This window comes from Streptomyces sp. CA2R106, assembly GCF_037034245.1.
In the GTDB taxonomy this organism is placed as follows: domain Bacteria; phylum Actinomycetota; class Actinomycetes; order Streptomycetales; family Streptomycetaceae; genus Actinacidiphila.
The window spans coordinates 155,122-180,389 of sequence record NZ_JBAGKC010000012.1 but is presented as its reverse complement, the minus strand read 5'-3'; the positions used below and the strand labels follow the sequence as shown (position 1 = coordinate 180,389).

The following is a 25,268-nucleotide window of genomic DNA, read 5'->3' as shown; positions in this document are numbered from 1 at the left end:
GGCGACTGGACCGGAGCATGACGACGAAGGACGGCAGGAACCGTGCGGACGGCGGGGACGACAGCGACAGCGGGAACGGCAGCAACGCCGGCGGCGCCGGCGGCGCGGACGAACGGCCTGCGATGGCCGAGGTCATGCGTGCGGTGACGAGCGAGCTGTCCGAACTGCTCCAGAGCGAGCCCGCCGGCGTCTCCGCGCTCAAGGGCACGGACCAGGGATGGACCGCGCAGGTGGAGGTCGTGGAGATCCCGCGGATTCCCGACACCACCAGCGTGATGGCCTCCTACCGCGTCGATCTCGACCGCAGGGGCCGCATCGTCGGCTACGAGCGCACCGGACGGTACGCCCGAGGCCGGGTTGAGCGCTGACCTCCGGGTCCCCGGGAGGGCTCAGCGGCGCACCACGGCCCGCCCCGCGACCCGCACTCGGCGGCCTGTGCGAACAGGCCGGAACGGAAAGGATGATCCAGCGTGACTGTTGCCACGCAGAGCAGCGCCACCGTCTCCGGTGGCGGCAACTCCGGCACCCTCTACGACGTCCTGGAACTGATCCTGGACCGCGGCCTCGTCATCGACGCCTTCGTCCGGGTGTCCCTGGTGGGCATCGAGATCCTCAAGATCGACGCACGGGTGGTCGTCGCCAGCGTCGACACGTACCTGCGCTTCGCCGAAGCGTGCAACCGCCTCGACCTCGAGTCGGGCCGCAAGGCGCCCTCCCAGCTCACCGATCTGGTCGGGGAGGCGACCGAGTCCGGCGCCAAGGGCAAGTCCAAGGGCGCGCTCGCCGGCGCGGTCGAGGCCATCGGCGAGGGGCTGCGCGGCGGCGACTCCGGGTCCGACGCGGACTCCGAGGACGACAAGAGCACGCGCAAGTCCGCGTCCGGCAGCAGCCGCCGTCCCGCGGCCCGCCGCAGCAGGGAGGACTGACCGGTGGCCACGTACATCTACGCGATCGTCGGCGCCGAGCACCCGCTGCGCCTGGACGGCACCGCTGGGGTCGGCGAACCCGCGCAGGAGATACGGGTGCTGCGCGCCGACCGGCTGGCGGCCGTCGCCAGTGACGTGCCCGAGGGACTGCGGGCCAAGCGGCGCGACGTGCTGGCCCACCAGCGGGTGCTCGACCGGCTGCTCCAGGACGGCGCCGTCCTGCCGATGCGCTTCGGCCTGGTCGCCCCGGACGACGAGCAGGCCGTCGCCGCGATCGCCGCGGACACCGACCGGTACACCGAGCGGCTGGCCGAACTCGACGGCTGCCGGGAGTACAACCTGAAGGTCACCAGGGACGAGGACGACCTGCTGCGGCAGATCGTCGCCGAGGTGCCCGAGGCGCGCCGGCTCAACGAGCTCACGCGCGCCGAACCCGGCGACCCCGGGCGGAAGGTGGCCCTCGGCGAACTCCTCGCCGTCGAGACCCGCAACCGGCAGGAGCACGACGCGGTGGGCATCATCGCGGGGCTGGAGCCCCGCGCGGCCGGCCGCAGCGACGCGAAGCCGACCGCCGCGTGCTTTCTCAACACGTCCTTCCTGGTGAGCGAGGACCGGGCCGAGGAGTTCGTCCGCGCGGTGGAGGACGAGGCCGACCGGCGGGGCACCGGCTACGCGTTCACGTTGAACGGCCCACTGCCGCCCTACAGCTTCGTCTGACCATCCGTCATCTTTTGCTGACCGACCGTCAGCCGCGTCCGACCAAGCCGTCCGATCCCCGCCGGCCCGGCCCGAGCGGCCGGTTCCGGCACCGTGCGAAGGAGTTCCGCCATGGGGCTGATCACCGGTCTGCTCACGTTTCCGCTCGCGCCGCTGCGCGGGAGCAGGTGGGTCCTCGACCAGGTGATCGCCCAGGCGGAGCGCGAGACCTATGACCCCGCGCCCGTACGCGCGGAGCTGGCCGCACTGGAGAGGGCGCTGCTGGAGGGCCGGATCGACGAGGCGGAGTTCGACGCGCGGGAGGACGAACTGCTCGACCGGCTGGAGTGGCTGGAGGTCCGGCGGCGGGAGCTGCCCGACCCCGGCTGATCGCGCGGGTCCCGCTGATCGCACAGATCACACAGATCGCAAGGAACCGAGGTACGCAGACGATGATGACGAACGCGAAGATCGGCACGGCCCTGGTGGGGGGATACCTCCTGGGGCGCACCAAGAAGGCCAGACTGGCCATCGGCCTGGGCACGTTCCTGGTCGGCCGGAAGTTCCGGCTGGACCCGGACGCGCTCCGGCAGACGCTGATGAAGTCGCCGGTGCTCGGCGAACTCGGCGGCCAGGCGCGTGAGCAGGTCGTCCAGGCCACCGCCACGGCCGCGAAGGACGCCCTGGCCAAGCGGGTCACCGGCCTCGCCGACTCCTTGCACGAGCGCACCGCCAGTCTGCGGAGCGGCGCGAGCGGGGAGGACGACGCCGAGGACCGCGCCGAGGACCGCGACGAGGACGAGGAGGAGCCGCGGGAGGACGGCGGTTCGGCCCGCCGTACCGTCCGCCGTACGGGGTCCGCGGCCGGCAAGGCCGGTAAGAAGGGCGCCGCTCCGGCCCGCAAGGCGGCAACTCGGGGCAAGCCGGCGGCCCGGGCCGCGGGCAAGGCGCCGGGGACCGCCCGCAGGACGGCCGCCAAGGCGAAATCCGCCAAGTCCTCAGGAGCTTCGGGGTCTTCGGGATCTTCTGGGTCCGCCGGGGCAGCCCGCCGGGGCAGCCGGGAAGGGGGCGACGATGCCTGAGTCCGCGACGCGCACGCTGCGCGAGTCCGTCACCGGCAACCCCAAGGTCGAACGGCTGCGCACGGAGGTGCGGGACTACCTTCAGGCCCGTGCGGTCAAGGCGGTGGAGGGTCTGGGCGCCAGACTCGGTGAAGGCATCGGCCGGCTCGGCGAGGGCGGCGGCGGCCTGGCCGGCCCGCTGGCCAAGGGCGGCAAGGCCATCAGCGAGGGCAAGTCCCCCGCCCAGGCGCTGACCGCCGCTGGCACCGCCCACCTGAAGGACACCGTGAAGGAGAAGGTCAAGGGCCTGTTCAGCGGGTCGGGGAAGGGCCGGGGCGGCGGCGGGAAGTCCAAGAGCGTCACCATCGTGGAGGACATCGACGTCGGGGTGCCGGTCCGCCAGGCGTACGACCAGTGGACGCGGTTCCAGGAGTTCAGCACGTTCGCCAAGGGCGTGGTCAGCGTCGAGAAGGCCGACGACACCACCACCAACTGGAAGGTGAAGGTCGCGAAGTCCACCCGGAGCTGGCGGGCGAACGTCACCGAGCAGATCCCGGACGAACGGATCGCGTGGACCACGGAAGGCGCCAAGGGCACCGTCAAGGGTGTGGTGACCTTTCACCCGATCACCGAGGACCTGACCCGGGTGCTGCTGGTCCTGGAGTACTTCCCCAAGGGACTTGTCGAGAAGACGGGCAACATATGGCGGGCCCAGGGCCGTCGGGCCCGCCTGGACCTCAAGCTCTACCGCAAGTTCGTCATGATGCGCGGTGAGGACGCCGACGGCTGGCGCGGGGAGATCCACGACGGCAAGGTGACCGTCGGGCACGAGCAGGCGGTCGAGGACGAGGACGGCGGGCAGGACGCCCGGGACCGCGACGACGAGCGTGACCCGGACGCGGACGAAGCGGAGTTCACCGGCGGCGCCGACGACGAACTTCCCGACGACGAACTGCCGGAGGAGGACCTCGCCGACGACGAGATCGGGGAGGACGCGGACCTGCCCGAGGACGACGCCGAGGATTACGGGCCGGAGGACGCCGAGGACGCCGAACCGGAGGAACTGGAGGAACCGGAGGAAGAGCCGACGCGGCGACCGCGCCGCCGTCCCGCCACGGCCCGCCGCTGACGGGTCCCGACCGAGACAGGGTTGAGGCATATGTCCGATTCACTGGCCGGCCGTCTGGGGTCGCCCGCCACGGCCTCCCCGTACGGCCAGAGCCCCTCGACCGCGAACCTGGCCGACATCCTGGAGAGGGTGCTGGACAAGGGCGTGGTCATCGCGGGGGACATCCAGATCAATCTGCTCGACATCGAACTGCTGACCATCAAGCTCCGGCTGCTCGTCGCCTCGGTCGACAAGGCGAAGGAGATGGGCATCGACTGGTGGGAGCACGACCCGTCGCTCTCCTCCGGGGCAGGCCGAAGGGACGCGGGCGCCGAGGCGGACCGGGGCGCGCCTCCGTCCTCCCGGGCTTCCCACCGCGACCCGCTCGCCGCGGAGAACGACCGCCTGCGCGCGGAGATCGCCCGCCTGAGGGAGACCTCCGCCATCGCCGCCGACGGCGCCCCGCGGCCGGCCGACCTTGAGGAGGGTGAGCGGTGAACGGACAGCGGACCGACGTCTCCTACGTCTACGCGGTCGGCCGGGACACCCCCGCGCTCGGCGAAGCCGTCGGACGGATCGGCACCGCCGGGGTGGCGGGCGCCCCCGTCCATGTCGTGCGGGAGGCGGGGCTCGGGGCGCTGGTCGCCGATGTCCCGGCGGACCGGTACGGCGAGGAGGGCTTCCGCGCCCAACTGGAGGACCTGGCAGCCCTGGAGGACACCGCCCGGGCCCACCATGACGTGGTGGCCGCGGCGTTCGCCACCGCGGTCGTCCTGCCGATGCGCCTGGCCACGGTCCACCGCGACGACGAGAGCGTGGCGCGCATGCTGGCGGAGCGAGCCGCCTGGTTCGAGGACCGGTTGGCCCGCGTGGACGGCACCCTGGAGTGGGGTGTCAAGGTCTTCACGGATGCCGGGCGGGCCCGGCGCTCGGCCTCGGCAGAGGCCGCCGCTCCCCCGGCCCCCGCGGCGGCCGAGAGCCCCGGGCGGGCCTACCTGCGCCGCCGCCGGGCGCAGCGCGACGACCGGGACACCGCGCACCGGTGCGCCCAGGCGCTGACCGAGAGGGTGCTGGGGACGGCGGGCGAGTTCGCGGTGGCCGGCGTCAGCCACCGTCCGCACCAGGGGCACTTCGCTCCCGACTCCGGGGAGAACGTGGCGAACCTGGCCTTCCTCGTCCCCTCCGCCCGGGGGGACGCCTTCTGCGCCGCGGTCCGCCGGCTCGACGCCATGGCGCGTGAGGGTGAGGCGCCGGGCGCGCGGGTGGAGGTCACCGGGCCGTGGGCGCCGTACTCGTTCGCGGCGGCCGAACCCGCCGGTCCGGGGCCTAAGGACGCGCATGGCCGGTGACGCGGCGGGCTCCGCCCGCGCCGGAGCGCCGCCCGCCCCGGCCGCGGACCGGCAGGTCGCGCTGATCGACCTGCTGGACCGCCTGCTGACCGGTGGCGCGGTGGTCACCGGCGACCTGGTCCTGTCGATCGCCGACGTGGACCTTGTGCACATCAACCTGCGCGCGGTGATCCGTTCCCTCGGACCGGACGCGCCGCCGCCCTGGACGCCGACCGTGCGGTGACGGCGGTCCGGGGCGGGACCCCGACGGGAGGAGGAACGATGAGCGAAGACACCCGGTGGAACGAGGTGGCGCAGGCGGCGGCGAGGGCCTTCGACCTCGCGCCCGCCGGGCCCGGGGACGCCGCCGTGTCCGACGTGGGCGACCGGCTCGCCACGCGGCTCGCGACGGACCCCGACACGGTGGAACGCGACCTGGTCAAGCTGGTGCTGACCATTGTGGAGTTGCTCCGGCAGCTGATGGAACGCACCGCCCTGCACCGGGTCGACCAGGGCGGCCTCAGCGAGGACCAGGAGGAGCGGATCGGCCTGACGCTGATGGTTCTCCAGGACCGCATGGCGGAGCTCTGCGAGCGCTACGGGCTGTCCATGAGCGATCTGAACCTCGACCTGGGTCCGCTGGGGTCCCTGCTGCCCCGCGAGGAACCGTGAGGGTTCGGCGGCGGCCATGGCCCGGTGAGCCGTCGTACGGCGGCCGTTGCGTGACGGCGGTGTGACGTTCGTCCGACTGCGGGCAGACAGTCCCGTGCGGAAGCGATCAGTCCGGTAAAAATGTGATAATCATTCGCTCATCATCCGGCTACCGTGCCGGCGTTGTCGTCGCGCGGCCGTGGGCCTCGCCGCCAGGAAGAGGACCCTGCCCTGCTCACGGTCGATCCAGCGCCGCGGCGCCACCGCATCCGCTGGCGCGCTGACATGCCCCTGCTCGGCGGTATACGACCGCCGATCGCCATCCTGCTGTGCCTGCTCCTCGCGGTGGCCGGCACCACCGTGCTCAGCATCGCGCTGACCGGCCGGCACGACGTCCCGCAGGCCGCACGCGACGCCGAGGGCGCGATCGCCGCCGACACCGCCGAGTCGCTGCGCACCTCGGTGCAGACCGAGGCCGACGCACTGCGGCACGCGGTCCGCACCTACAAGACAGCCGACGGCGGCAGCACGACGGCGGCGGTCAAGGCGATGCTGGCCGCCCGGCCGGACGCACGGGGCGCGGCCCTGTTCGACCCGGTCACCGGCCGTGAGGCGGCCGCCGGCGGCGAGACGCTGCCGCTGGCCGGGGTCGACGTGGTGGCGCAGGACCGCGACCACCGCGGCGGCGGCATCCCGGCGCGGCTGACCCGCGCCACCGGCACCACGCCCCGGCTGCTGTTCTTCAGCCGGATCAGCCTGCCCGACACCAGGAAGAGCGCGACCGCCTCCTCGCGCCGGACCTGGCTGCTGGTGCTCTCCGAGCCGCTGACGCTGCCGACCGTGCACGGCGACGGGCGCACCGCCCGACTGGTCGACGTCGACGGCAACATCCTCAACACCGGTGCCGCGGGCACCGCGACGCCCACCGCGGCCGACCGCGCGCTCGCCGAGAGCGCCGCCGACACCGCGCACCACACGCCGCACACCGGCGACGCCGACGACGGCACCTCCGGAAACCTGCTCGGCGCCGTGTCCGGCGGCCACCGCACCCTGGCCGGCTGGGCCGCCGTCGCCCCCGCCGGGACCTCCGACGACACCAGTGACCTCGGTCTGACCGTGCTCACCTCCCGCCAGGTCACCTCCTCCAGCGCCGGCGCGGACCACGTGCGGTTCGCCGCCGAGGCCGCCGCCGCGCTCGCGGCGATCGCCCTGCTGATCACCCTGGTGCTGACGGTCACCCTGCAACGCCCGCTGCTGCGGCTGCACCTGTCGGCCGCCCGGCTGGTCCGCGGCGCGCAGAACCTGCCGGGCACCGGCGTCGAGGAGGACGACCTGACCCGGCCGGTCCCCGTGCCGCGGTTCGGCGAACCCGCCCGCGTCGGGCGCGCGCTGGAGGCGATCCGCCGCCAACTCGCCGACGGCACGGGCCCGGTGCGGCCGCCCCGGCGCCGCCGCCCCGGGGCCCGCAGCGTGCTGGCGCTGTGCGCGGTGCTGGTCGCCGCCTGGTCGCTGCCGATGCTGTTCCTGGTCAACCGGGCGCACGCCAGCACCACCATCCCCTCGATCGTGGTCGCCGACCAGCAGGCCCGTACCCAGGCCGCCGCCGACCGGGTCCGGCAGTCGCTCGGCCAGCGCTACACCGACCTGACCGCGCTGGCCGGCACCCTCGCGGGCCGCAGCGCCGCGGGCGACCGCACCCCGATGCGGCAGGTGCTGGACGCGCACCCGCAGTACCGGGCGCTGTACGTGCTCGACCGCAGCGGGGCCATCCTGGAGCGGGTCGGCGCGAAGCCGCTGCGCACCATCACCCACACCCCGACCGGCAGCGGCATCACCACCGTCAACACCTCCGGCCGTATCCCCTCGATCGCCGCCTACGTGCAGATCCCGCCGGCCGCGGCGGGCGCCGTGGTGACCGCGCACGAACCGGTGGTGCTCTTCGGCGAGATCGACGTGCACGCGCTGGACCGCACCCTGTCCCGGCCCAGCCTCGGCCATGTCTGGCTCACCGACCAGCGGCACCGGGTACTCGCCGCGAACGTCGGGTTCCGCGCGTTCCAGTCGCTGCCCGACGACCGGCTGACCAAGCTCGCCGCCCGCACCGAGGGCGCGGCCGGCACCACGGGCAGTCCCCGGTCGCAGGTGCTCGACTCCGGCGCCGCGCCGATCGGCAAGCCGTCGGTGGCCGCCGCGACACCGCTGGCGCAGTCGGGCCCGGCCGCCGGGCTGGACTGGCGGGTGGTCTCCTCGCGGCCGGCCGCCTCGCTGCGGCTGACCGCCTACCAGGTGCAGTGGCGCACCATGCTCGCCGGGCTGCTCGCGCTGAGCGTCGGCGTCGCCTGCCTGGGCTGGCTGCACATCGTCACGGTCCGGCCGCTGCGGTCGCTGGCCACGCTCGCCGAGCTGCTGGCCGGCGGCGACCGGCGCACCGTCCTCTACCCTGTCAACCACGACGAGACCGGCTCGGTGACCCGCAGCCTCGAACTGCTCCGGCAGGCGCTGGCGGCGAGCGACCGCCCGTCCGGCCCGGGTGCCCGCGTCCCCGTACCGTCGGCCGCCCGCGACACCGCGCCACGGTCTTAGCAGAAACGAAACGACGTGCTGTTCCTCTATCTCGTGCTGCTGACGTGCTGCACCGTGCTGCTGGTCGCCGGTGTGGTCGAACAGCGCCGCCACAACGCCTCGCTGGACCAGATACCCACCCGGGTACTGGTCAACGGCATCCGCGGCAAGAGCTCGATCACCCGGCTGTGCGCGGGCGCGCTGCGCGGCGGCGGCCTGGTCACCGTGGCCAAGACCACCGGTACCGCGGCCCGGTTCATCCACCCGGACGCCACCGAGGAGCCGGTGTACCGCAAGTTCGGCCTGGCCAACGTGGTCGAGCAGATCGGCATCGTCCGGCGGGCGGCGACCTACCAGCCGGACGCGCTGGTGATCGAGTGCATGGCGGTGATGCCGGCGCTCCAGGAGATCAACCAGGAGAAGCTGATCCGCTCCACCATCGGCGTGCTGTGCAACGTCCGCGAGGACCACCTCGCCGAGATGGGGCCGACCCTGGACGACGTCGCCCGCTCGCTGTCGCGGTCCATGCCGGTCGGCGGCATCTGCGTCACCGCCGAACGCGACCGGCTGCACATCCTCAAGGAGGAGGCCGCCAAGCGCGACTGCCGGCTGATCGCGGTCGATCCGGAGACGGTGACCGACGCGGAGCTGCGCGGCTTCAGCTGGTTCACCTTCAAGGAGAACGTCGCGATCGCGCTGGCCGTCGCCGACCTGCTGGGCGTGGACCGGCAGACCGCGCTGCGCGGCATGTGGGACGCGCCGCCGGACCCGGGTGTGCTCTCCGTCGAGCGGTATGTCACCGCCGAGGGCAAGCGGGTGCGGTTCGCCAATGTCTTCGCCGCCAACGACCCCGAGTCCACGCTGATGAACGTCCGCCAGCTCGAGGACCTCGGCGCGATCCGCCGCCCGCTGAACGTGGTGATCAACTGCCGCCCGGACCGGGTGGAGCGCAACGCCCAGATGGGCGCGATCATCCCCGACCTCGCCCCGGACGCGGTCTTCCTCATCGGCAACCCGGTCAAGAGCGCCCGCGACGGCATCCCCGCCGAGTGGACCGGCCGCGTCGTCGACCTGGGCGGCGACCGCCGCGACCCGCACCTGCTGACCCGGGACATGCTCGCCGAACTCGCCCCGAACTCCTCCCTGGTGGCGATCGGCAACATCCACGGCCAGGGCGAGCTGTTCCTGGAGTGCCTGGCGGAACTGCCGCTGGACGACACCGACGAGCCGGTGATGTACGTCCCCGAGGGCAACCCCGAGGACACCCTCCAGATCGCGGTGGCCCGCCCGCCGGAGCCGGAGCCCTTCCAGTGGGTGGCCGCGCTGGACAACCACACGCCGCACAGCCCCTACCCCGCCCTGCCCGCACCCGTGCCGCAGGCGCGTGGGGACCAGGCGTACCCCTACGACTCCGACGACCGCGCCCCCATGATGAGGAAGCCGCTGTGATCCCCGCCGACGTCACCCCGCAGATCGCCGCCCTGGGCATCGGTCTCGGCCTGGTCTTCTCACTGGTCTGCTACCTCACCACCAACCTGTCGCCGGGCGGGATGATCACCCCGGGCTGGCTGGCGCTGACGCTGATCACCGACGCCGGCCGGGCCGGGCTGATGGTCGGCGTGACGGTCCTGACCTTCGGCGTGACCAAGCTCCTCCAGCGCAACGTGATCCTCTACGGCAAGCGGCTGTTCGCGGCCGTGGTGCTGGTGGCGGTGCTGCTCCAGGCCACGGTGATGCTCAGCCTCCAGCACGAGTACCCGCTGCTGTACACCACGCAGACGCTCGGCTTCATCGTGCCGGGGCTGATCGCCTACCAGATGGTGCGCCAGCCGATGGCGGCCACCGCGATCTCCACCACCGCGGTGACACTGGCCGCGTACGTCGTGCTGGCCGCCGGGCTGCTGCTCGGTGTGCTGCCCACCACCTGATCCCACCTCCCACCCGACCGCAACCGCCGCCGAAACCCCGAGGAGACCGTGTCATGAGTCCCGATCCGTCGCAGCACGGCGCCCCGGCGCGGAAGTTCGGCCGCCGGGGTGTCCTGGGTGCCATCGCGGGGGTGGCCGCGGCCGGCGCGGTCGGCGGGTACGCCGCCTCCCGCGGCGGCAGCGGTGGCGGCGACGGCGCACAGGCCGCCGCCCCGGCGAAGGACGGCGCGTCGCCGACGGCCGTGCCCACCGGCGGGTACCGGTACGAGCGGCTGTCCAAGCCCGCCCGCACCGTGGTGCGCGCCGCCGACGGCGGGGTACTGGCCACCTTCACCGACGGCGCCCGCACCGCGGTGCTCACCGGCCCCACCCGCACCTGGAGCGAGCCGCGCACCACCACCGCGGTGGTGCGCAGCGACGCCTGGGTGCGGCTGATGGACAAGGAGTGGAGCCACGGCCGGGAGAAGACCGCCTGGTTCCGGACGTGGTTCCCGAAGACCCTCGCCGACCGCGGCGCGGACGTCATCGCCACCGCCTTCGAGTACGGCGACGGAGCGCCGGTCCGCCACAACGCGGACGGCCTGCGCTACGCCGGTGACGCGGCCTTCGGCCCCAAGGTGCCCGGCGAGTCGCAGACGTCCTTCCACTACCGCGACGAGAAGTCCGACTTCTACGACTACCTCGGCATCCCGTGGACCTTCCCCGACGGCACCCGGATGACCCCGGAGAAGGCGCGCTACGGCGACGTGGACTGCTCCGGCTTCATGCGCCTGGTGTGGGGCTACCGCAGCGGCTACCCGCTGCACACCACCAACACCCCGGGCATCGGCCTGCCCCGCCGCGCCTACGCGATCGCCGCCTACGCGCCGGGGGTGCTGCTCATCCCGGACACCAAGCAGCAGCCCACCGACCTGAGCATGCTGCAACCCGGCGACCTGGTGTTCTTCGCGATCAACATCGGCAAGCCGCTGGCCATCGACCACTGCGGGCTCTACCTGGGCCTGGACGACCAGGGCCACCCTCGGTTCTACTCCAGCCGCTCCCAGGCCAACGGCCCCACGATGGGCGATCTGGCCGGCGTCGCCCGGCTGGACGGCAGCGGCTTCTACGCCGAGGGGCTGCGGGTCGCCCGCCGGCTGTGACCGCCCGGGGCCGCCGGACCCCCGGGCCGCCGGGCCGCCGGGCCGCCGGGCCGCCGGCAGCCTGCACCCGGCGGCGGCCCGGCCTCAGTCGGACAGCCGCCGGGTGCCGTCGGCGGTGAAGACGTGCCGGCGGGCGCCGGTGATGTCCACGCCGACCTCCTGGCCGGGCCGGACGTCGAGGAAGCCCGGGGCGCGGGCGAGCAGTTCGACGCCGGCGACGGTCACCGCCACGTCGGTGGCGTGCCCGAGCGGCTGGATGAGCTTGACGTTCGCGCGCACGTCGCCGTCCGCCGGCTGCTGGTGCACGACGAGTTCGTCCGGCCGCAGCCCCAGCCGTACCGACGGCTCGGTGATGCCGTCGCCGGGGACGGTGATCCCGGTGCCGGGGACGGCCAGCCGGCCGCCGTCGAGCACGGCGTCGAAGAGGTTGATGGACGGCTTGCCGACGAAGACGGCCACGAACTCCGTCGCGGGGCTGTGGTAGATCTCCTCGGGGGTGCCGTACTGCTCCAGCCGGCCGCGGCTCATCACGGCGATCTTGTCGGACAGGGTGAGGGCCTCCTCCTGATCGTGGGTGACGTAGACGCTGGTGGCGCCCAGTTCCTGGTGCAGCTGCTTGAGTTCGGTGCGGGTGCGGTCGCGCAGCAGCGCGTCGAGGTTGGACAGCGGCTCGTCGAAGAGGAACACCGCGGGGCGGCGGGCGATGGCCCGGCCGAGCGCGACGCGCTGGCGCTGGCCGCCGGACAGGTCCTTGGGCTTGCGGTCCAGGAACGGTTCGAGGGACAGCCGCTCGGCCGCGTCCCGGACCCGCTGGTCGATGTCCGCCTTCGGGGTCTTGCGCATGCGCAGGCCGAACGCCATGTTCTCGTAGACGGTCATGTGCGGGTACAGCGCGTAGTCCTGGAAGACGAACGCCAGGTCCCGCTTGTCCGGGGGGAGTTCGTCGACCCGGCTGCCGTCGATGGTGATGGTGCCGCCGGAGATGTCCTCCAGGCCGGCGATCATGTTGAGCGTGGTGGACTTGCCGCAGCCCGACGGTCCCAGCAGCGTCACGAAGTGGCCGCGCTCGACGGTGTAGGAGATCTCCTCCACCGCGGAGGTTCTGCCGTCGTAGGACTTGTGGACCCGGTCCAGAACGATTTCTCCCATCAGCCCTTCACAGCTCCTTCGGTAAGGCCGCGCACGATCCAGCGTTGTGCGGCGAGCGCCAGCAACATGACCGGCAGTGTGGTGATCACGCCGGCGGTGGCCGCCGAGGTGTAGTCGTTGGCGAACAGCCCCTGGAACGACGCCGTCTTGACCGGGAGCGTCGTGGCGTTGCTCGCGGTGAGGATCTTCGCGAGGAAGAAGTCGCTCCAGGCGGTGATGAAGGCGAAGACGCCGGTGGCCGCCAGGCCCGGGGCGGCCAGCGGCGCCGCGATCCGCCACAGGATCTGCCACCGGTTGCAGCCGTCGATCCGCGCGGCCTTCTCCAGGCTGAGCGGGATGTCCTCGAAGAAGCCCACCATCATCCAGATCACCAGCGGCAGGATGAACGCGGTGTAGGTGATGACCAGGGCGGCCGGGGTGTCGAACAGGCCGAGCATCCGGACGACGATGAACAGCGGCACCGCGAGCACGATCACCGGGATCGCCTGGGTCGACATCATCGCCAGCAGCAGCACCTGCTTGCCGCGGAAGCGCAGCCGGGCCAGTCCGTAGGCGGCCACCGAGCCCAGCGCCAGGCAGATCAGGGTGGTGAGCAGGCCCACCACCGCCGAGTTGAGCATCGGCTGGAGGAAGCTGCTCTGGCTGAGCAGGCGGGAGTAGGAGGAGAAGGTGAGGTCGCCCGGGTGCAGCCGCGGGTTCTCCCGTTGCAGGTCGGCCGCCGGGAAGACGCTGTACACCAGCATCCACAGGAAGGGCGCGACGAAGTACAGCAGGGCGACGACGAGCAGGAAGCGGTGCAGCACCGTGACGGCCCGCTTCTTCGCCCGCCGGGACAGGCCGCGGCGGGTACGGGGCGCGGGTGCGGGCGCCGACGGGGCCGGGGCGGTGCCGGGCGCGGCACCGGGTGCGGGGGCGGTGCGGGAGGTGTTCACGCGGTCTTCCTCCTCATGCCCCGGGCGACGAACCACGACGGCGCGCGGAAGAGCAGCATCCAGAAGACGGCGATCAGCAGCACCAGCGCCATGATGCTGATGGCGATGGCCGCGCCGTAGCCGCGGTCGAGGTTGCTGAAGGTCGTCAGGTAGGCGAAGAAGTTGATGGTGGTGGTGCCGCCGGCCGGTCCGCCGGAGCCGCCGGTCAGCACGTAGATCGTGTCGAACACCTTCAGCGACCACATGCTCTGCACGATCAGCGCGAACAGGATCGTGGTGCGGATGCTGGGCAGGGTGATGAAGGCGAACCGGCGGATCGCGCCGGCGCCGTCGATGCTGGCCGCGCGGTAGAGGTTGGCCGGCACGCTCTGCAGCGCCGCGATGAACAGCAGGGTCAGGAACGGCAGGAGCTTCCACATCTCGGCGAAGATCAGCACGTTCATCGCCGAGGTCGGCGAGGAGAGCCACTGCTTGTTGGTGTCGATGACGCCCAGGTGCCGCAGGACCGTGTTGGCGATGCCGGTGTCCCCGTCGAAGATGAGGTGCCACATGATCCCGTTGACCACGGGCGGCACCGCCCAGGGGACGAGGAGCAGCACCCGTGCCAGGGCCCGGAAGCGGAACTGCTGGGTGAGCAGCACCGCCAGGCCGATCGCGAGCGCGACGCCGGCCAGCACGGTGATCACCGAGAAGTACACGGTGCGGTTCAGCGCCTCGTGGTAGGCGGGGTCCGAGAATAGCTGGTGGTAGTTGTCCACCCCGACGTACGGGTGCACGGGGCTGATCTTGTCGTTCCACTGGTGCAGCGACAGCCACCCGGCGTAGCCGATCGGGTAGGCGAAGAGCGCGAGGACGACCAGCACGGCGGGCGCCATCAGCAGGAGGTTGAACCGCCGGTTGCCGCGTTCGGCGCGGCCCGCGCCGGGGCGGGGCGCGGCGTGCGGTCGGCTGGGCGGGGTCAGCGTGGTTGCCGGCATGGGTGACCTACTTGTACTTGGCGATGATCGTCGACGCCTGGTCGGCCGCCGTGTCGAGGGCCTTCTTGGGGGTGGTCTGGCCGAGCATCGCCTTGGTGATGCTGGTGGAGAGCTGCTGGACCACGTCGCTGTACCAGGGCGCCCCGAAGCGCTTGATCTGGTAGCGCGACTCCTTCAGGTAGGTGCTGACGATCGGCAGTTCGGCGGTGACCGCCTTCTCCTGGAGCAGCGAGGAGGTGACCGGGAACCAGCCCTCCTTCTGCACCATCTCCCGCTGCACCGCCGGGGTCGTGACGTACTGGAGCCACTTCAGCGCGGCGGCCTTGTTCTTGGAGTAGTTGTTGATCGCGAAGCCCTCGGAGCCGTCGATCGAGGCGGATCTGACCGAGATGCCGGGGAGTATCCCGCTGCCGACGGCGGCGGCGCCGAGTGCGGTCTTCGCGGCGGCGACCGGGTACTGCGAGGGCCAGTTGAAGACGATCGCGGCCTTGCCGCCTGCGAACAGGGTGTTCAGGTCGCTGGAGTTGGTGATCTGGAGGCTGGAGGGGCTCATCACCTTGTCGGTGCGCAGCAGGCGGACCAGCCGGTCGAGGGCGTCGACGCCCTTGTCGCTGTTGAAGGCCGGCTTGTCGTCCGTGCCGTACATCGTGCCGCCGTTCAGCAGCAGCACCCGCAGGAAGTTCTGGTAGGCGCCGTCGGTGTTGCCCATGTCGGCCGCGTAGCCGTAGACGCCGCCGCCGGTCAGCTCCTTGGCGGCCGAGACGAAGTCGGCCCAGTTCGCGGGGGCGGTGTCCGGTGCGAGGCCGGCCTTGTCGAAGAGGTCCTTGTTCCAGAACATCGTCTGGGCGCTGGCGAACTTCGGCAGGCCGTAGACGGTGCCGCCGTAGGAGACGGCGTCCAGCGCGGCCGGCAGCACGCCCGAGGGGACGGCGGACTTCGCCAGCGGCTGGAGCCAGCCGGCCCGGCCGAACTCGGCCGACCAGGCGGCCCAGGTCATCACCACGTCGTAAGAGGAGTCCTGCGCGGAGAAGAGGGTGGCGAGCCGGTCGTGCAGGTCGTTGAAGTTGGCCTGCTCGTACTTCTCGACCTTGATCCCGGTGTCCTTCTCGAACTGCGCGACGACGCCCGAGCCGAAGATCTTGTTGGTGTTGTCGTCGAGAATGCGGATGCTGCCGCCGGCGGTGGAGCCGGGGGCCAGCGGGCTCGCGGAGGCGCTGCTCACGGTGCTGCCGCTCCCCGAGCAGGCCGTGAGTCCGGCGGCGGCGATCAGGCCGCCGCCGAGGGCGAGCGCCGAGCGGCGGCTCGGCAGCGAGTGCGAGGACTGCGGGTGCTGCGAGGGGTGGGCCATGGTGGCTGCTCCATAGGGGTGGCGCTCAGGACGGCGCTGGGGGCTGGGAGGTACCCGACGGATTGGGGTTGAGTCTCCACCGATCGGACGGATACGGGCGACAAATGGTGATGTGAGCCATCTCTCCATCGGACCGGGTCCGAGGGGCGTCAGTCGGTGGACGGCGCGGCGAGGGGCACGGCCTCGCCGGTCCGCAGGGACGCGAGGACGGCCAGGACGACGTCGGTGACCAGACTGCCCTGGTCGAGGCCGGGGCCGACCGGCCGGCCCGCGGCGAGGTTGGCGACGAAGGACTGCACCATCCATGTGGGCGGGCCCTGGAGGCGCCCGTCGATCTCGCCGCCGAGCATGCCCGGCCAGGTGTAGGCGCTGCTCGCGTGGCGGAAGCTCTGGTCCTGGAGGTCGACGTCGACCGCGGACCTGCTGCCGACGACCTTGTACTGGAAGTCCACGATCGAGGGCGTGGAGTCCGGCAGCACCCAGGTGGAGGTCAGGTTGGCGGTGGTGCCGTCGGCGAAGGTCAGCAGGGCGTGCACGACGTCCCAGGTGTCCACGCCGAGCTCGGCGAGCCGGCCGCGCGAGCCGCGGGCGAAGACCGAGGTCACCGGCTGGTCCGCGACCCACAGGGCGGCGTCGACGGTGTGGCTCATCAGGAACCACGCCGGCGAGGACTTCGCCGCCCACGGCAGCATCCGGGTCGGCACGTAGTAGGTGTTGCTGAGCAGGATGTTCTGGGTCAGCACCTGCCCCAGCTCGCCGGCGGCCGACAGGTCGTGGATGCGGCGGACGGCCGGGTTCCAGCGGTTCTCGAACCCGACCATGCACTGCACCCCCGCCTCGCGCACCGCGTCGCCGATCGCGCGGCAGTCCTCGGCGGTCATGGCCAGCGGCTTCTCCAGCAGCAGGTGGGCGCCGCTGCGGGCGGCGTCGACGGCGACCTCGCGGTGGGCGAAGTCGGGCGTCGCGACGATCACCGCGTCGAGGCCGCCGGCCGCCAGCATGGCCCGGTGGTCGGTGAAGGCCGCGAGGGAGAACTCGTCCGCCACCTTTGCGGCCGCTTTCGGGTCCAGGTCGCAGACCGCCTTCACCCGGGCGTCCGGGAAGCCGTCGAGCGACTGCGCGTACATCCGCCCGCGGATTCCGGCGCCGACTATGCCGACGTTCACCATCAAGACTCCTGACACGACTGTTCGGGGAGCGGAGGCTCCGTGGGTGCGCCCGCCCCGCACGAGGGGGCGGCTTCGTCTCGTCACCGCCGAGGCGAGGGTTTGTAAGTTATCCATGCGAACATAGGAGGTCAAGGGTTTGCGTTCACCCGTGATCTGCACTCTCCACCGCAGGTGACGTGCCTCATTTCGGGCAAGTCTCCCCCGTGTAACCGTCGCTCGATGTATGACTCACGCAGTCGATCACCTGGGTTTGTATGATGCGTAGCCCATTGCTGTACTGGAACGGCTACTCACACCAACCGATGGAGCCGCCTTGAGGTCCGACCACGACCGCCGGGACGCCCGCACCCCGGCAGGGCCGCCGCCCGGCCGCCCCCAGGTGGGGCCGCAGCCCGCCCGCGCCGCCACCCCGCTGATCTCCCCGAGCCTGGCCAACCAGGTCAACCGCGCCCGGGTGCTCCAGTCGCTCTACGACATCGGTCCGCTCTCCCGCTCGGACCTGGCCCGGCTCACCGGCACCACCCGGGCCGCGATCGGCACGATCGTCCAGCCGATGATCGACAGCGGCATCCTCGCCGAGGGCGACCCGCGCTCCAGCGGCGCGGCCGGCGGCAAACCGGCCCGGCCGCTGTGGTTCTCCCCCGCCGGGCCGTCCATCGCCGCGGTGCACCTGCTGCCCGGACTGGTCGACGTCGCGCTGGTCAGCGCCGCCGGCGAGATCCTGGCCACCGCGAACGGCCGCTTCCGCCCGGACGGCCCCGACCCGGACGAGGTGATCGAGACCCTGCTGGGCTGCCTCGCGCGGGTGCTGCCCACCGGCGGCACGCCCCCGATGGGGGTGGGCATCGCGGTCGGCGGCATCGTGGACACCGATACCGGCACGGTGATGAAGGTCAACCTCGCACCCGTGCTGGACGGGCTGCCGCTGGGCCGGCTGCTCTCACGCCGCCTCGACCTGCCCGTCTACCTCGACCACCACCCGCGCGTCCAGGCGCTGGGCGACCGGTGGTTCGGCCAGGCGCGCGGCGTCCAGTCGTTCGCCTCGCTCTACCTCGCCGACGCGCTGGGCGTCGGCCTCGTCATCGACGGCGCCGTGCAGCGCGGCCAGGCCGGGGCGGGCGGCGAGATCGGCCACACCGTCGTGGAGTTGGACGGCCGGGTGTGCGAGTGCGGCCAGCGCGGCTGCTGGGAGACGATCGCCACCGACCGGTGGCTGCGCGACGAGGCCGTGCGCCTGGGACTGCCCGCCGCCCCGAGCATGACGACCGGTTCGCTCGCGCGGCTGGCCGCCCGCAACCACCCCGGGGCCGCCGACCTGCTCGACCGGTTCGCCCGCAACATCTCGGTGGGCATCATCAACCTCCAGCAGATCCTGGCGCCCGGCCTGTTCATCCTGCACGGCAACGCCATCGCCGGCGGCGACACCTTCCGCCGCCGGATCGAGGCCCATGTGCAGTCCCGCATCCTCCAGCCCGCGGCGGGCCCGCCGCAGATCGTCTTCGCCGAGGCCGGCGACCACGTCACGGAACTCGGCGCCGCCGGGCTCGTGCTCTCCCACACCCTGCGGCTGATCGCCTGACGGGCGTACGGGTGTACGGGCGTACGAGGCCGGCGGCGACGGGGGCGGGCGGCGTACGGGGGGCCGGCGTATGGGGGCGGGCGCGGGTCCTACAGGCCCGTCACGGCGCTGGACGCGGTGAGTTCGTGGACGAGGGTGATCTCGCGGTGCTCGCCGGGGCCGAGGGCGAGGGTGTAGCGGACGATGCCCTCGGCGTCGGCCTCGTCGGGTGCCGGGGACGAGGCGTCGGTGCGGACCCTCACCTCGACCGCGGAGACCTCCGAGACCGGGACCCGCTCGCGGATCACCAACTCCTGTGCGGGAGCGCCTGCTTGGGCGTCGAGCCGGGAGACGAACAGCCGCACCCGGCGGGTGATGACGGTGCGCTGGTTGATGGCGGTCAGGCCCGCGGTGTCGCGGCTCTCCTCGACCTGGCGGACCACGCGGAAGGTGTCCTCGCTGCCGAACGCGAGCCGGACCTGCGCCCCCACGCCGGTGAAGGCCAGCTCGCCGCGCCCGACGAAGCCGCTGCCCCGCACCAGGTCCACCGGTCCGGCCAGCAGGACGTGCCCGGCGGTGTTGGCGAAGTGCGCGGTGGTCACCGGCAGCGGCGACAGCTCGGGGGCGCAGCTGCGCTCCGCGCGGCAGGGGGCAGTGAAAGCGGACAGGTGCACGCGGTGCGGGCGCCCGTCGGAGGGGATGTCGACCGGGTGCGGGGCGGCCAGGGTGCGCACCGCGCCGCCGTCGTCGAGCCCCGGCACCCGGGCGGCGCCGCCGGCCGCTCCCCCGCCGTCCGTACCGTCCGCGGTGTCGGCGCCGACGCTGCGGATCTCCTCCTCCCGCAGGTTCACCTCCACGGTGCGCCGCTCCTCGGCCGACCGCTCGCGCAGGGTGAGGACGTCCTCGGTGAGCGGGGGCGGATTCGCGGCCAGGGTGGGGCGGGCGGTGGAGAGCGACAGCGTGACGCCGTGCCAGTCCTCGCCGGTGGCCTGCCAGACGAACGCGTCGGTCTCCAGCCGGACCGTGCCGCGCTCCGAAGTCCCCTCGCCGGAGCCCAGGGTTGCCCGGTAGGCGGGCCGCCACAGCGCGCAGGGCACCAGGTGGGCGACCTTCAGCCCGGCCGGTCCGGCTTCCTCGGCCTCCACGACGAGTTCCAGGTGCGCGGTCAGCACCTGCGGTTCGTACTCGGTGGCCGCCAGTGCCGCGCGGGCCTCGCGCAGTTCCTCGTCGATGTCGTGCAACCGGCGCCGCAGCCGGTGCAGTTCGCCGATCCGGGTCTCGGCCTCCTGGTCGACGCGGTCCAGCCGGTCGGCCCAGCGCTCCGGGTCGGCGGCACCCGCGCCCGCGCCCTGCACGATGTCGCGGTGCAGGTCGGTCCTGGCCTGGTCGACCACCGCGAGGGCGTTCTCCTGCCGCTGCTGCACCTGCCGCGCGTCGTACAGCTCCCGCTCCAGGTCGTGGACGTCGCGGCGCAACTGCGAGGCGTCGCGGCCGGGTTCGCCGGGCGGCGCGGGGGTGTAGGAGCGGATCACGCGGGCGTCGAGAACGCGGGCGGCGGGGCCGGCGGGGTCCCCGGTCCCGGCGGGATCTCCGGTCCCGGCGGGCGGGTGGGCGCCGTCGGACCGGAGCGCGGAGACCTCGGCGCGCAGCGAGCGGTCGACGGCCAACGGGGTGACCGGGCCAATCCGCAGCCGCTGCGTGCCCGCGGCGAGGGTGACGGTGCCGGTGCGTTCGACCTGGGCGCGGTCCTCCAGGCAGGTCACCGCGGTGATCGGCAGCCGGGTGGCGGCCTGCTGCGGGTCGGGGGCGGGGGTCCGCGGATCAGGGGTGGTCGTTCGCGGGTCGGGGGCGGCAGTCATGGGTCAGTTCCTCCGGTTTCCGCCGACGACCGACTTGCCCACCGGCAGCCGGATCTCGAACCCGCCGGTCAGCGTCACGGTCCGGCCCGGTTCCAGCGTGACGCGCCACACCCGCGCCCCGGGCACGTAGGTCTCCTCCTGGCCGTCCAGCGGCGCGCCGGGGTCGCTCCAGCGGGGCTCTGCGCGGTGCTCCTCGATCCGTACGTCCTTGTCGGCCGAGGTCGGTATCCGCTCGCGCACCTCCACCAGCGCCGGGTACGGCAGCCGGTTGGCGACCTCCACCTCCACGGTGTGGTCGAGGACCGTGGTGCCGCCGCGCAGCCCCGCGGTGGACTCGCGCATGTGGGCGCGGCGGGCGACCTGGACGCTCTCGGCCACTCCGAGGCCGACCGCCTGCCGCTGCCCGGGGGCGAGGGTGGGCAGCGCGGCGGTGCGCACGAAGTCGCCGTCGACCATGACGTCGGCGGGGCCGGCGAGCAGCGGGTGCGCGGAGGTGTTGGTGACCAGGACCGTGCCGAACACGGCGGTGTCCTGCGCGGGCACGCAGACGTACTCGAACGCGGTGCGGACCGGGATCTCGCCGACCGGCACGGTGTGCCGGCGGCCGTCCGCCGCCACGTCCACGGGCGCCGCGGTGTCGAAGCGGTAGTCGAAGGAGCCGGCCGAGCGGCGGACGTCCACCGCGTGGGCGGGCAGCGGGAGTTCGGCGGCGGCCTCGGCGCGGCCGCGGTACTCCGCGACGACCGCGTCGGTGTCCTCGTCGGCGGCGCGCAGGGTGCCGCGGCCGTCGTGCTCCTGCGGGCCCGCGAGCACCAGGCGGGCGTAGTCGAGGAGTTCGGGGGCGGGCGCGGGGCGGGCGGCTCCGGCGCCCGCGGCGGTATCGGCCATGGCGGCGGTCACCGAGCGGCGGGCGGCGTGCCGGGGCGCGGCAGGCGCGGGCAGCGCGGCCGCGGGTGCCGGCAGGGGCGGGGCGCCGGGCGCGGGGGGCGCTCCGAACCCGGCGGTGTGCTCGGCGAGTTCGGGCGCGGCGCCGTAGCCGACGGCGGTGGTCGCCTCAGCCGCGGCGCCGTAACCCCCGGCGAGCGGGCCGAACGGCGGCGGCCCGGCCGGGCCGCCGCCCGGTATCGCGCCGCCGGGCGCCGGTTCGCGCTCGGCGAGCCGCGCGGAGTCGTACCCGGTGAACAACTCGTCGAGCCCGGGCGGGGGTTCGCGCCAGCCCGGGCCCGAGGGCGCCGGCTGGCTGCGGCCGATCCGCAGGCTGCGCAGCTCGGGCAGGCTCGTGCGGCGCAGCAGGTCGGCGGTGGACAGGCCGAGCCGTACGCCGGTCCAGTCCTCGCCGGTGCGCTGGACGACGCCGGCGCGCAGCACCAGGGTGGCGGCGCCGCTGCGGCCGTCGAGGCGCAGCTGGTAGGAGGGGGTCCAGGTGGCGCCGGGTACGTGGTACTCCAGCTCCAGTTCGGCTTCCGCCGGGCCTTGTTCGGGCCAGGCCGGCCCCTGGCCGCCGGGGGCGTCCGGGACTTCGGCGCCGGGTGCGGCGCCGTCGGCGACCAGCGTCACCACCGCGTGCGCCGACGGCTCCACCCGGTCGGTGGGCAGCGCGCCGGACGCCTCGTCGATACGGTGCCGCAGCACGTCGGCGTCGTGTTCGGCCTGCGCCAACTCGTCCTCGGTGGTGCGCAGCCGGGTGTGCAGCGCGGCCAGCCGGGTGTCCACGAACCCGGCGAGCGCGAGGATGGACTCCACCGGGGCCCAGCGGGGCGGGTCACCGCGCCGCTGCGGTGGCGGTTCGGCGCGGAAACCGGCCACCTCGCCGATCTCGGCCGCCAGCCGGTCGCGGCGGTCCCGCAGCCGGGCGAGGCGGTCCTCCGCGTCCTCCAGGTCCAGCCGCAGGCCGGGGGCCTGTTCGCCGCGCCGCAGGGTGGCGGTGACGTCGACACGGACGTCCGCGACCCGCAGCCCGGGCGGGCCGGAACGGACGCTGCCGCGCAGTGAACCGGCGTTCAGTGTCGGCGGGAGCCCGCCGACACGGACCTGGACCGTACCGCCGGCGGACGGGCTTCCGGAGACGTGGCCGGAAGGGTCGCCGGGCGCGTCGCCGGGCGCTCCGCCGGGTACGGGCAGGGCGACCGTGGCGCGGCGGGTGCACACCGCGCCCCGCGCGTACACCACGACCGCCGTCAGTTCGGAACGCACCGGGTCCGGCGCGCGCTCCGCCGCGCCGGTGGTCGGCGCGCTCTCGCCGTTCGCCATGCCTTCCCGCCTCCCCCTGCCGGCCGGCCCGCTTCCGGCCGCGGCGCGACCGGAACTCGTCCGTACCCTAGCCGAGTTCGCCCGCTCGCCCGCAGGCCGGAGCCGGTCCGGCCGGGGGCGGTTCGGCCGGGGCCGGGTCGACCGGGGGCCGGGTCGAGGGGTTCAGCCGAGGGTGGAGACGAGGATCGCCTTGATGGTGTGCATCCGGTTCTCGGCCTGGTCGAAGACGACGGACTGCGCGGACTCGAAGACCTCGTCGGAGACCTCGAGGTGATCCAGGCCGTACCGGGCGTGGATCTCGCGGCCGACGGCGGTGCCCAGGTCGTGGAAGGCGGGCAGGCAGTGCAGGAAGGTGGCGGCCGGGTTGCCGGTGGCGCGCATCACGTCGGCGGTGACGGCGTACGGGGAGAGCAGGTGGATGCGCTCGTCCCAGACCTCCTTGGGCTCGCCCATCGACACCCACACGTCGGTGTGCACGTGGTCGACACCGCGCACGCCCTCCTCGACGCTCTCGGTGAGGGTGATCCGCGCCCCGGTCCGGTCGGCCAGCGCGCGGGCCTGCGCGACGATCTCGGTGTGCGGCCACATCGACACGGGCGCGGCGATCCGCACGTCCATGCCGAGCAGCGCGCCGGTGACCAGCAGCGAGTTGCCCATGTTGTAGCGGGCGTCGCCGAGGTAGGCGTAGGAGATCTCCGGCAGCGGCTTGGGGTTGTGCTCGGTCATGGTGAGCACGTCGGCGAGCATCTGGGTGGGGTGCCACTCGTCGGTGAGGCCGTTCCACACCGGCACCCCGGCGTACGCGGCCAGTTCCTCGACGGCGGCCTGGCCGTGCCCGCGGTACTGGATGCCGTCGAACATCCGGCCCAGCACCCGGGCGGTGTCCTTGATCGACTCCTTGTGGCCGATCTGCGAGCCGGTCGGGTCGAGGTAGGTGGTGGAGGCGCCCTGATCGGCGGCCGCCACCTCGAAGGCGCTGCGGGTGCGGGTGGAGGTCTTCTCGAAGACGAGCGCGATGTTCCGGCCGCGCAGCCGCTGCTGCTCGGCGCCCGCCTTCTTGGCGGCCTTCAGCTCCGCGGCCAGAGCGACGAGGTGGCGGAACTCCTCAGGAGTGAAGTCCAGTTCCTTGAGGAAGTGCCGGCCCTTGAGGTCGACGGGCATGCGGAACTCCTAGCGTGCGGTGTCATCGAGCAATGGAACCCTATACGATGATCGGCATTCTTATACAGTCCTGGGGAGTGGGCCGCTCGTCACACCGCGTCGCGCTCGATCGGGCAGCTCATGCAGCGCGGCCCGCCCCGGCCCCGGCCCAGCTCGCTGCCGGGGATCTCGATCACCTCGATGCCGCGCTTGCGCAGGAACGTGTTGGTGGTCGCGTTCCGCTCGTACGCCACCACGACGCGCGGCTCCACCGCGAGCACGTTGCAGCCGTCGTCCCACTGCTCGCGCTCGGCCGCGTGCACGTCCTGGGTGGCGGTGAGCACGGTGATCGCGTCGAGGCCGAGCGCGGCGGCGATCGCACGGTGCATGTGCTCCGGCGCGTGGTCGGTGACCTTCAGCTCGCCCTCCTCCCCGCCCGGCTCGATGGTGTACGAGCGCAGCATCCCCAGGCCCGCGTACTGCGTGAAGGTGTCACCGTCGACCATGGTCATCACGGTGTCCAGGTGCATGAACGCGCGGCCCTTGGGCATGTCGAGCGCCACGATGGTGCGGGCCGAGCCGGCCGCGAACAGTCCGCGCGCCAGCATCTCGACGGCCTGCGGGGTGGTGCGCTCGCTCATCCCGATCAGCACCGCGCCGCGGCCGATCACCAGCACGTCGCCGCCCTCGATCGTCGACGGGTAGGCGTGCTGGCCCTCGGACCAGACGTGGAAACCGCCCTGGGCGAAGAGCGGGTGGTGCCGGTAGATCGCCTCGAAGTGCACGGTCTCGCGCTGCCGGGCCGGCCAGCGCATCGCGTTGATGCTCACCCCGTCGTAGACCCAGGCGGAGGTGTCGCGGGTGAAGAGGTGGTTGGGGAGCGGGCTGAGCAGGAAGTCGTCCAGGTCCATGGCGTGGAACCGGACCGAGACCGGCTCGGCGAAGCGCTCCAGGAACTCGCGTTTGGTCATGCCCCCGACCAGCGCCTCGGTCAGGTCAGGGGTGGGCAGCTCGTCGAACGCCGCCCGCAGGTGCCCGGTGGCCAGCGGGCCGTACTCCTTCTCGTCGAAGACCCGGTCCAGCACGAGCCGCTTGGCCGCGGGCACCTCCAGCGACTCCTGGAGCAGGTCGCCGAAGAGGTGCACCTCGACGCCGCGGTCCCGCAGCACGTCGGCGAACCCGTCGTGCTCGGCGCGGGCCCGGCGCACCCACAGCAGGTCGTCGAAGAGCAGCGCGTCCTTGTTGGTCGGGGTCAGCCGCTTCAGTTCGAGGTCGGGGCGGTGCAGGATGACGCGGCGCAGCCGGCCGGTCTCGGAGTCGACGTGGAAGCCGTTGTCCGCCATGGAAGCCATGGAAGAAGAGCTTCCCATGTGCAGGACGGCTCAACACGGCACCGCGCCCGTGGGTGGGGCGCGGTGCCGTGTTGGTCCTGCCGTACGGGGGTGGGCCGAGCCGTACGGGGGGCCGAGCCGTACGGGGCCGGC

At 73.1% G+C, this 25,268-nt stretch carries 24 protein-coding genes; 15 read left to right on the top strand and 9 right to left on the bottom strand.

Going from position 1 to position 25,268, the window contains the following annotated elements:
- The 14 genes from WA788_RS19770 to WA788_RS19705 all read left to right on the top strand — a co-directional run.
- The coding region (locus tag WA788_RS19770; RefSeq protein WP_335979100.1) for a gas vesicle protein GvpO at nt 1–368 on the top strand (368 nt) is incomplete at its 5' end.
- A gap of 102 nt (nt 369–470) precedes the next feature.
- Nucleotides 471–926, top strand: a complete 456-nt coding sequence (locus tag WA788_RS19765) for a gas vesicle structural protein GvpA (protein WP_335979098.1) — start codon at nt 471–473, stop codon at nt 924–926.
- 3 nt (nt 927–929) lie between these two features.
- The gene (locus WA788_RS19760; RefSeq protein WP_335979095.1) at nt 930–1,643 is read left to right on the top strand and encodes a GvpL/GvpF family gas vesicle protein; all 714 of its coding nucleotides are present in this window, start codon (nt 930–932) and stop codon (nt 1,641–1,643) included.
- 111 nt (nt 1,644–1,754) lie between these two features.
- Nucleotides 1,755–2,012 carry a gas vesicle protein GvpG gene (locus tag WA788_RS19755; protein WP_335979094.1) on the top strand — a complete coding sequence of 86 codons (258 nt, stop codon included), beginning with the start codon at nt 1,755–1,757 and terminating at the stop codon, nt 2,010–2,012.
- 62 nt (nt 2,013–2,074) lie between these two features.
- Nucleotides 2,075–2,704 (top strand): hypothetical protein, encoded by a 630-nt coding sequence (locus WA788_RS19750; RefSeq protein ID WP_335979092.1) that lies wholly within the window; start codon nt 2,075–2,077, stop codon nt 2,702–2,704.
- Nucleotides 2,697–3,812, top strand: coding sequence for an SRPBCC family protein (locus WA788_RS19745; RefSeq protein WP_335979090.1), 1,116 nt, complete (start codon nt 2,697–2,699; stop codon nt 3,810–3,812). Before WA788_RS19750 ends, WA788_RS19745 begins: the two co-directional genes overlap by 8 nt.
- Nucleotides 3,813–3,842: 30 nt before the next feature.
- A complete protein-coding gene (locus WA788_RS19740; RefSeq protein ID WP_335979089.1) occupies nt 3,843–4,289 on the top strand; it encodes a gas vesicle protein in 447 nt (148 codons plus the stop codon).
- Complete coding sequence (locus tag WA788_RS19735; RefSeq protein WP_335979086.1) at nt 4,286–5,140, top strand: GvpL/GvpF family gas vesicle protein; 855 nt, start codon at nt 4,286–4,288, stop codon at nt 5,138–5,140. The genes WA788_RS19740 and WA788_RS19735 overlap by 4 nt, the downstream gene beginning before the upstream one ends.
- Nucleotides 5,130–5,363: a gas vesicle protein gene (locus tag WA788_RS19730; protein WP_335979085.1), complete on the top strand. Its 234-nt coding sequence runs from the start codon at nt 5,130–5,132 to the stop codon at nt 5,361–5,363. The genes WA788_RS19735 and WA788_RS19730 overlap by 11 nt, the downstream gene beginning before the upstream one ends.
- A gap of 38 nt (nt 5,364–5,401) precedes the next feature.
- Complete coding sequence (locus tag WA788_RS19725) at nt 5,402–5,791, top strand: gas vesicle protein K (protein WP_335979083.1); 390 nt, start codon at nt 5,402–5,404, stop codon at nt 5,789–5,791.
- Between the two features lie 264 nt (nt 5,792–6,055).
- Nucleotides 6,056–8,353 (top strand): cache domain-containing protein, encoded by a 2,298-nt coding sequence (locus WA788_RS19720; protein WP_335979082.1) that lies wholly within the window; start codon nt 6,056–6,058, stop codon nt 8,351–8,353.
- Between the two features lie 15 nt (nt 8,354–8,368).
- Nucleotides 8,369–9,781, top strand: a complete 1,413-nt coding sequence (pgsB, locus tag WA788_RS19715) for a poly-gamma-glutamate synthase PgsB (RefSeq protein ID WP_335979081.1) — start codon at nt 8,369–8,371, stop codon at nt 9,779–9,781.
- Nucleotides 9,778–10,260: a poly-gamma-glutamate biosynthesis protein PgsC/CapC gene (locus WA788_RS19710; RefSeq protein ID WP_335979078.1), complete on the top strand. Its 483-nt coding sequence runs from the start codon at nt 9,778–9,780 to the stop codon at nt 10,258–10,260. Before pgsB ends, WA788_RS19710 begins: the two co-directional genes overlap by 4 nt.
- 53 nt (nt 10,261–10,313) lie before the next feature.
- Nucleotides 10,314–11,402, top strand: a complete 1,089-nt coding sequence (locus WA788_RS19705) for an NlpC/P60 family protein (RefSeq protein ID WP_335979076.1) — start codon at nt 10,314–10,316, stop codon at nt 11,400–11,402.
- Nucleotides 11,403–11,486: 84 nt separating this feature from the next.
- Here WA788_RS19705 and WA788_RS19700 read toward each other — a convergent pair whose 3' ends face one another.
- From WA788_RS19700 to WA788_RS19680, 5 genes are all read right to left on the bottom strand, one after another.
- A complete protein-coding gene (locus WA788_RS19700; protein ID WP_335979075.1) occupies nt 11,487–12,551 on the bottom strand; it encodes an ABC transporter ATP-binding protein in 1,065 nt (354 codons plus the stop codon).
- The gene (locus tag WA788_RS19695) at nt 12,551–13,483 is read right to left on the bottom strand and encodes a carbohydrate ABC transporter permease (RefSeq protein ID WP_335979073.1); all 933 of its coding nucleotides are present in this window, start codon (nt 13,481–13,483) and stop codon (nt 12,551–12,553) included. Before WA788_RS19695 ends, WA788_RS19700 begins: the two co-directional genes overlap by 1 nt.
- Nucleotides 13,480–14,460, bottom strand: coding sequence for a carbohydrate ABC transporter permease (locus tag WA788_RS19690; RefSeq protein WP_335979072.1), 981 nt, complete (start codon nt 14,458–14,460; stop codon nt 13,480–13,482). Before WA788_RS19690 ends, WA788_RS19695 begins: the two co-directional genes overlap by 4 nt.
- A 7-nt stretch (nt 14,461–14,467) precedes the next feature.
- The gene (locus WA788_RS19685; protein WP_335979070.1) at nt 14,468–15,808 is read right to left on the bottom strand and encodes a sugar ABC transporter substrate-binding protein; all 1,341 of its coding nucleotides are present in this window, start codon (nt 15,806–15,808) and stop codon (nt 14,468–14,470) included.
- A gap of 149 nt (nt 15,809–15,957) precedes the next feature.
- Entirely contained in the window at nt 15,958–16,977 is a 1,020-nt protein-coding gene (locus tag WA788_RS19680; RefSeq protein WP_335979068.1) for a Gfo/Idh/MocA family protein, read from the bottom strand.
- 313 nt (nt 16,978–17,290) lie between these two features.
- On the opposite strand from WA788_RS19680, the gene WA788_RS19675 reads away from it, so the two are divergent.
- Nucleotides 17,291–18,556: an ROK family protein gene (locus WA788_RS19675; protein ID WP_335979065.1), complete on the top strand. Its 1,266-nt coding sequence runs from the start codon at nt 17,291–17,293 to the stop codon at nt 18,554–18,556.
- 89 nt (nt 18,557–18,645) lie between these two features.
- Here WA788_RS19675 and WA788_RS19670 read toward each other — a convergent pair whose 3' ends face one another.
- The 4 genes from WA788_RS19670 to WA788_RS19655 form a co-directional block, all read right to left on the bottom strand.
- Nucleotides 18,646–20,394 (bottom strand): DUF4139 domain-containing protein, encoded by a 1,749-nt coding sequence (locus WA788_RS19670; protein ID WP_335979064.1) that lies wholly within the window; start codon nt 20,392–20,394, stop codon nt 18,646–18,648.
- A gap of 3 nt (nt 20,395–20,397) precedes the next feature.
- Nucleotides 20,398–22,644: a DUF4139 domain-containing protein gene (locus tag WA788_RS19665; protein ID WP_335979062.1), complete on the bottom strand. Its 2,247-nt coding sequence runs from the start codon at nt 22,642–22,644 to the stop codon at nt 20,398–20,400.
- A 162-nt stretch (nt 22,645–22,806) separates the two neighbouring features.
- On the bottom strand, nt 22,807–23,805 hold the full coding sequence (gene argF / locus WA788_RS19660) for an ornithine carbamoyltransferase (protein WP_335979060.1): 999 nt from the start codon (nt 23,803–23,805) through the stop codon (nt 22,807–22,809).
- 89 nt (nt 23,806–23,894) lie between these two features.
- Entirely contained in the window at nt 23,895–25,136 is a 1,242-nt protein-coding gene (locus WA788_RS19655) for an arginine deiminase (RefSeq protein ID WP_335979059.1), read from the bottom strand.
- Nucleotides 25,137–25,268 lie beyond the last annotated feature (132 nt).

Excerpts from the sequence above, each read along its gene's own strand:
- WA788_RS19705 (WP_335979076.1), top strand. The coding sequence starts at position 10,314 with ATGAGTCCCGATCCGTCGCAGCACGGCGCCCCGGCGCGGAAGTTCGGC.
- WA788_RS19720 (WP_335979082.1), top strand. The coding sequence starts at position 6,056 with ATGCCCCTGCTCGGCGGTATACGACCGCCGATCGCCATCCTGCTGTGC.
- WA788_RS19655 (WP_335979059.1), bottom strand. The coding sequence starts at position 25,136 with ATGGCTTCCATGGCGGACAACGGCTTCCACGTCGACTCCGAGACCGGC.
- WA788_RS19680 (WP_335979068.1), bottom strand. The coding sequence starts at position 16,977 with ATGGTGAACGTCGGCATAGTCGGCGCCGGAATCCGCGGGCGGATGTAC.
- WA788_RS19750 (WP_335979092.1), top strand. The coding sequence starts at position 2,075 with ATGATGACGAACGCGAAGATCGGCACGGCCCTGGTGGGGGGATACCTC.
- WA788_RS19685 (WP_335979070.1), bottom strand. The coding sequence starts at position 15,808 with ATGGCCCACCCCTCGCAGCACCCGCAGTCCTCGCACTCGCTGCCGAGC.
- WA788_RS19730 (WP_335979085.1), top strand. The coding sequence starts at position 5,130 with ATGGCCGGTGACGCGGCGGGCTCCGCCCGCGCCGGAGCGCCGCCCGCC.
- WA788_RS19755 (WP_335979094.1), top strand. The coding sequence starts at position 1,755 with ATGGGGCTGATCACCGGTCTGCTCACGTTTCCGCTCGCGCCGCTGCGC.
- WA788_RS19670 (WP_335979064.1), bottom strand. The coding sequence starts at position 20,394 with ATGACTGCCGCCCCCGACCCGCGAACGACCACCCCTGATCCGCGGACC.
- argF (WP_335979060.1), bottom strand. The coding sequence starts at position 23,805 with ATGCCCGTCGACCTCAAGGGCCGGCACTTCCTCAAGGAACTGGACTTC.
- WA788_RS19665 (WP_335979062.1), bottom strand. The coding sequence starts at position 22,644 with ATGGCGAACGGCGAGAGCGCGCCGACCACCGGCGCGGCGGAGCGCGCG.
- WA788_RS19725 (WP_335979083.1), top strand. The coding sequence starts at position 5,402 with ATGAGCGAAGACACCCGGTGGAACGAGGTGGCGCAGGCGGCGGCGAGG.
- WA788_RS19690 (WP_335979072.1), bottom strand. The coding sequence starts at position 14,460 with ATGCCGGCAACCACGCTGACCCCGCCCAGCCGACCGCACGCCGCGCCC.
- WA788_RS19745 (WP_335979090.1), top strand. The coding sequence starts at position 2,697 with ATGCCTGAGTCCGCGACGCGCACGCTGCGCGAGTCCGTCACCGGCAAC.
- WA788_RS19740 (WP_335979089.1), top strand. The coding sequence starts at position 3,843 with ATGTCCGATTCACTGGCCGGCCGTCTGGGGTCGCCCGCCACGGCCTCC.
- WA788_RS19700 (WP_335979075.1), bottom strand. The coding sequence starts at position 12,551 with ATGGGAGAAATCGTTCTGGACCGGGTCCACAAGTCCTACGACGGCAGA.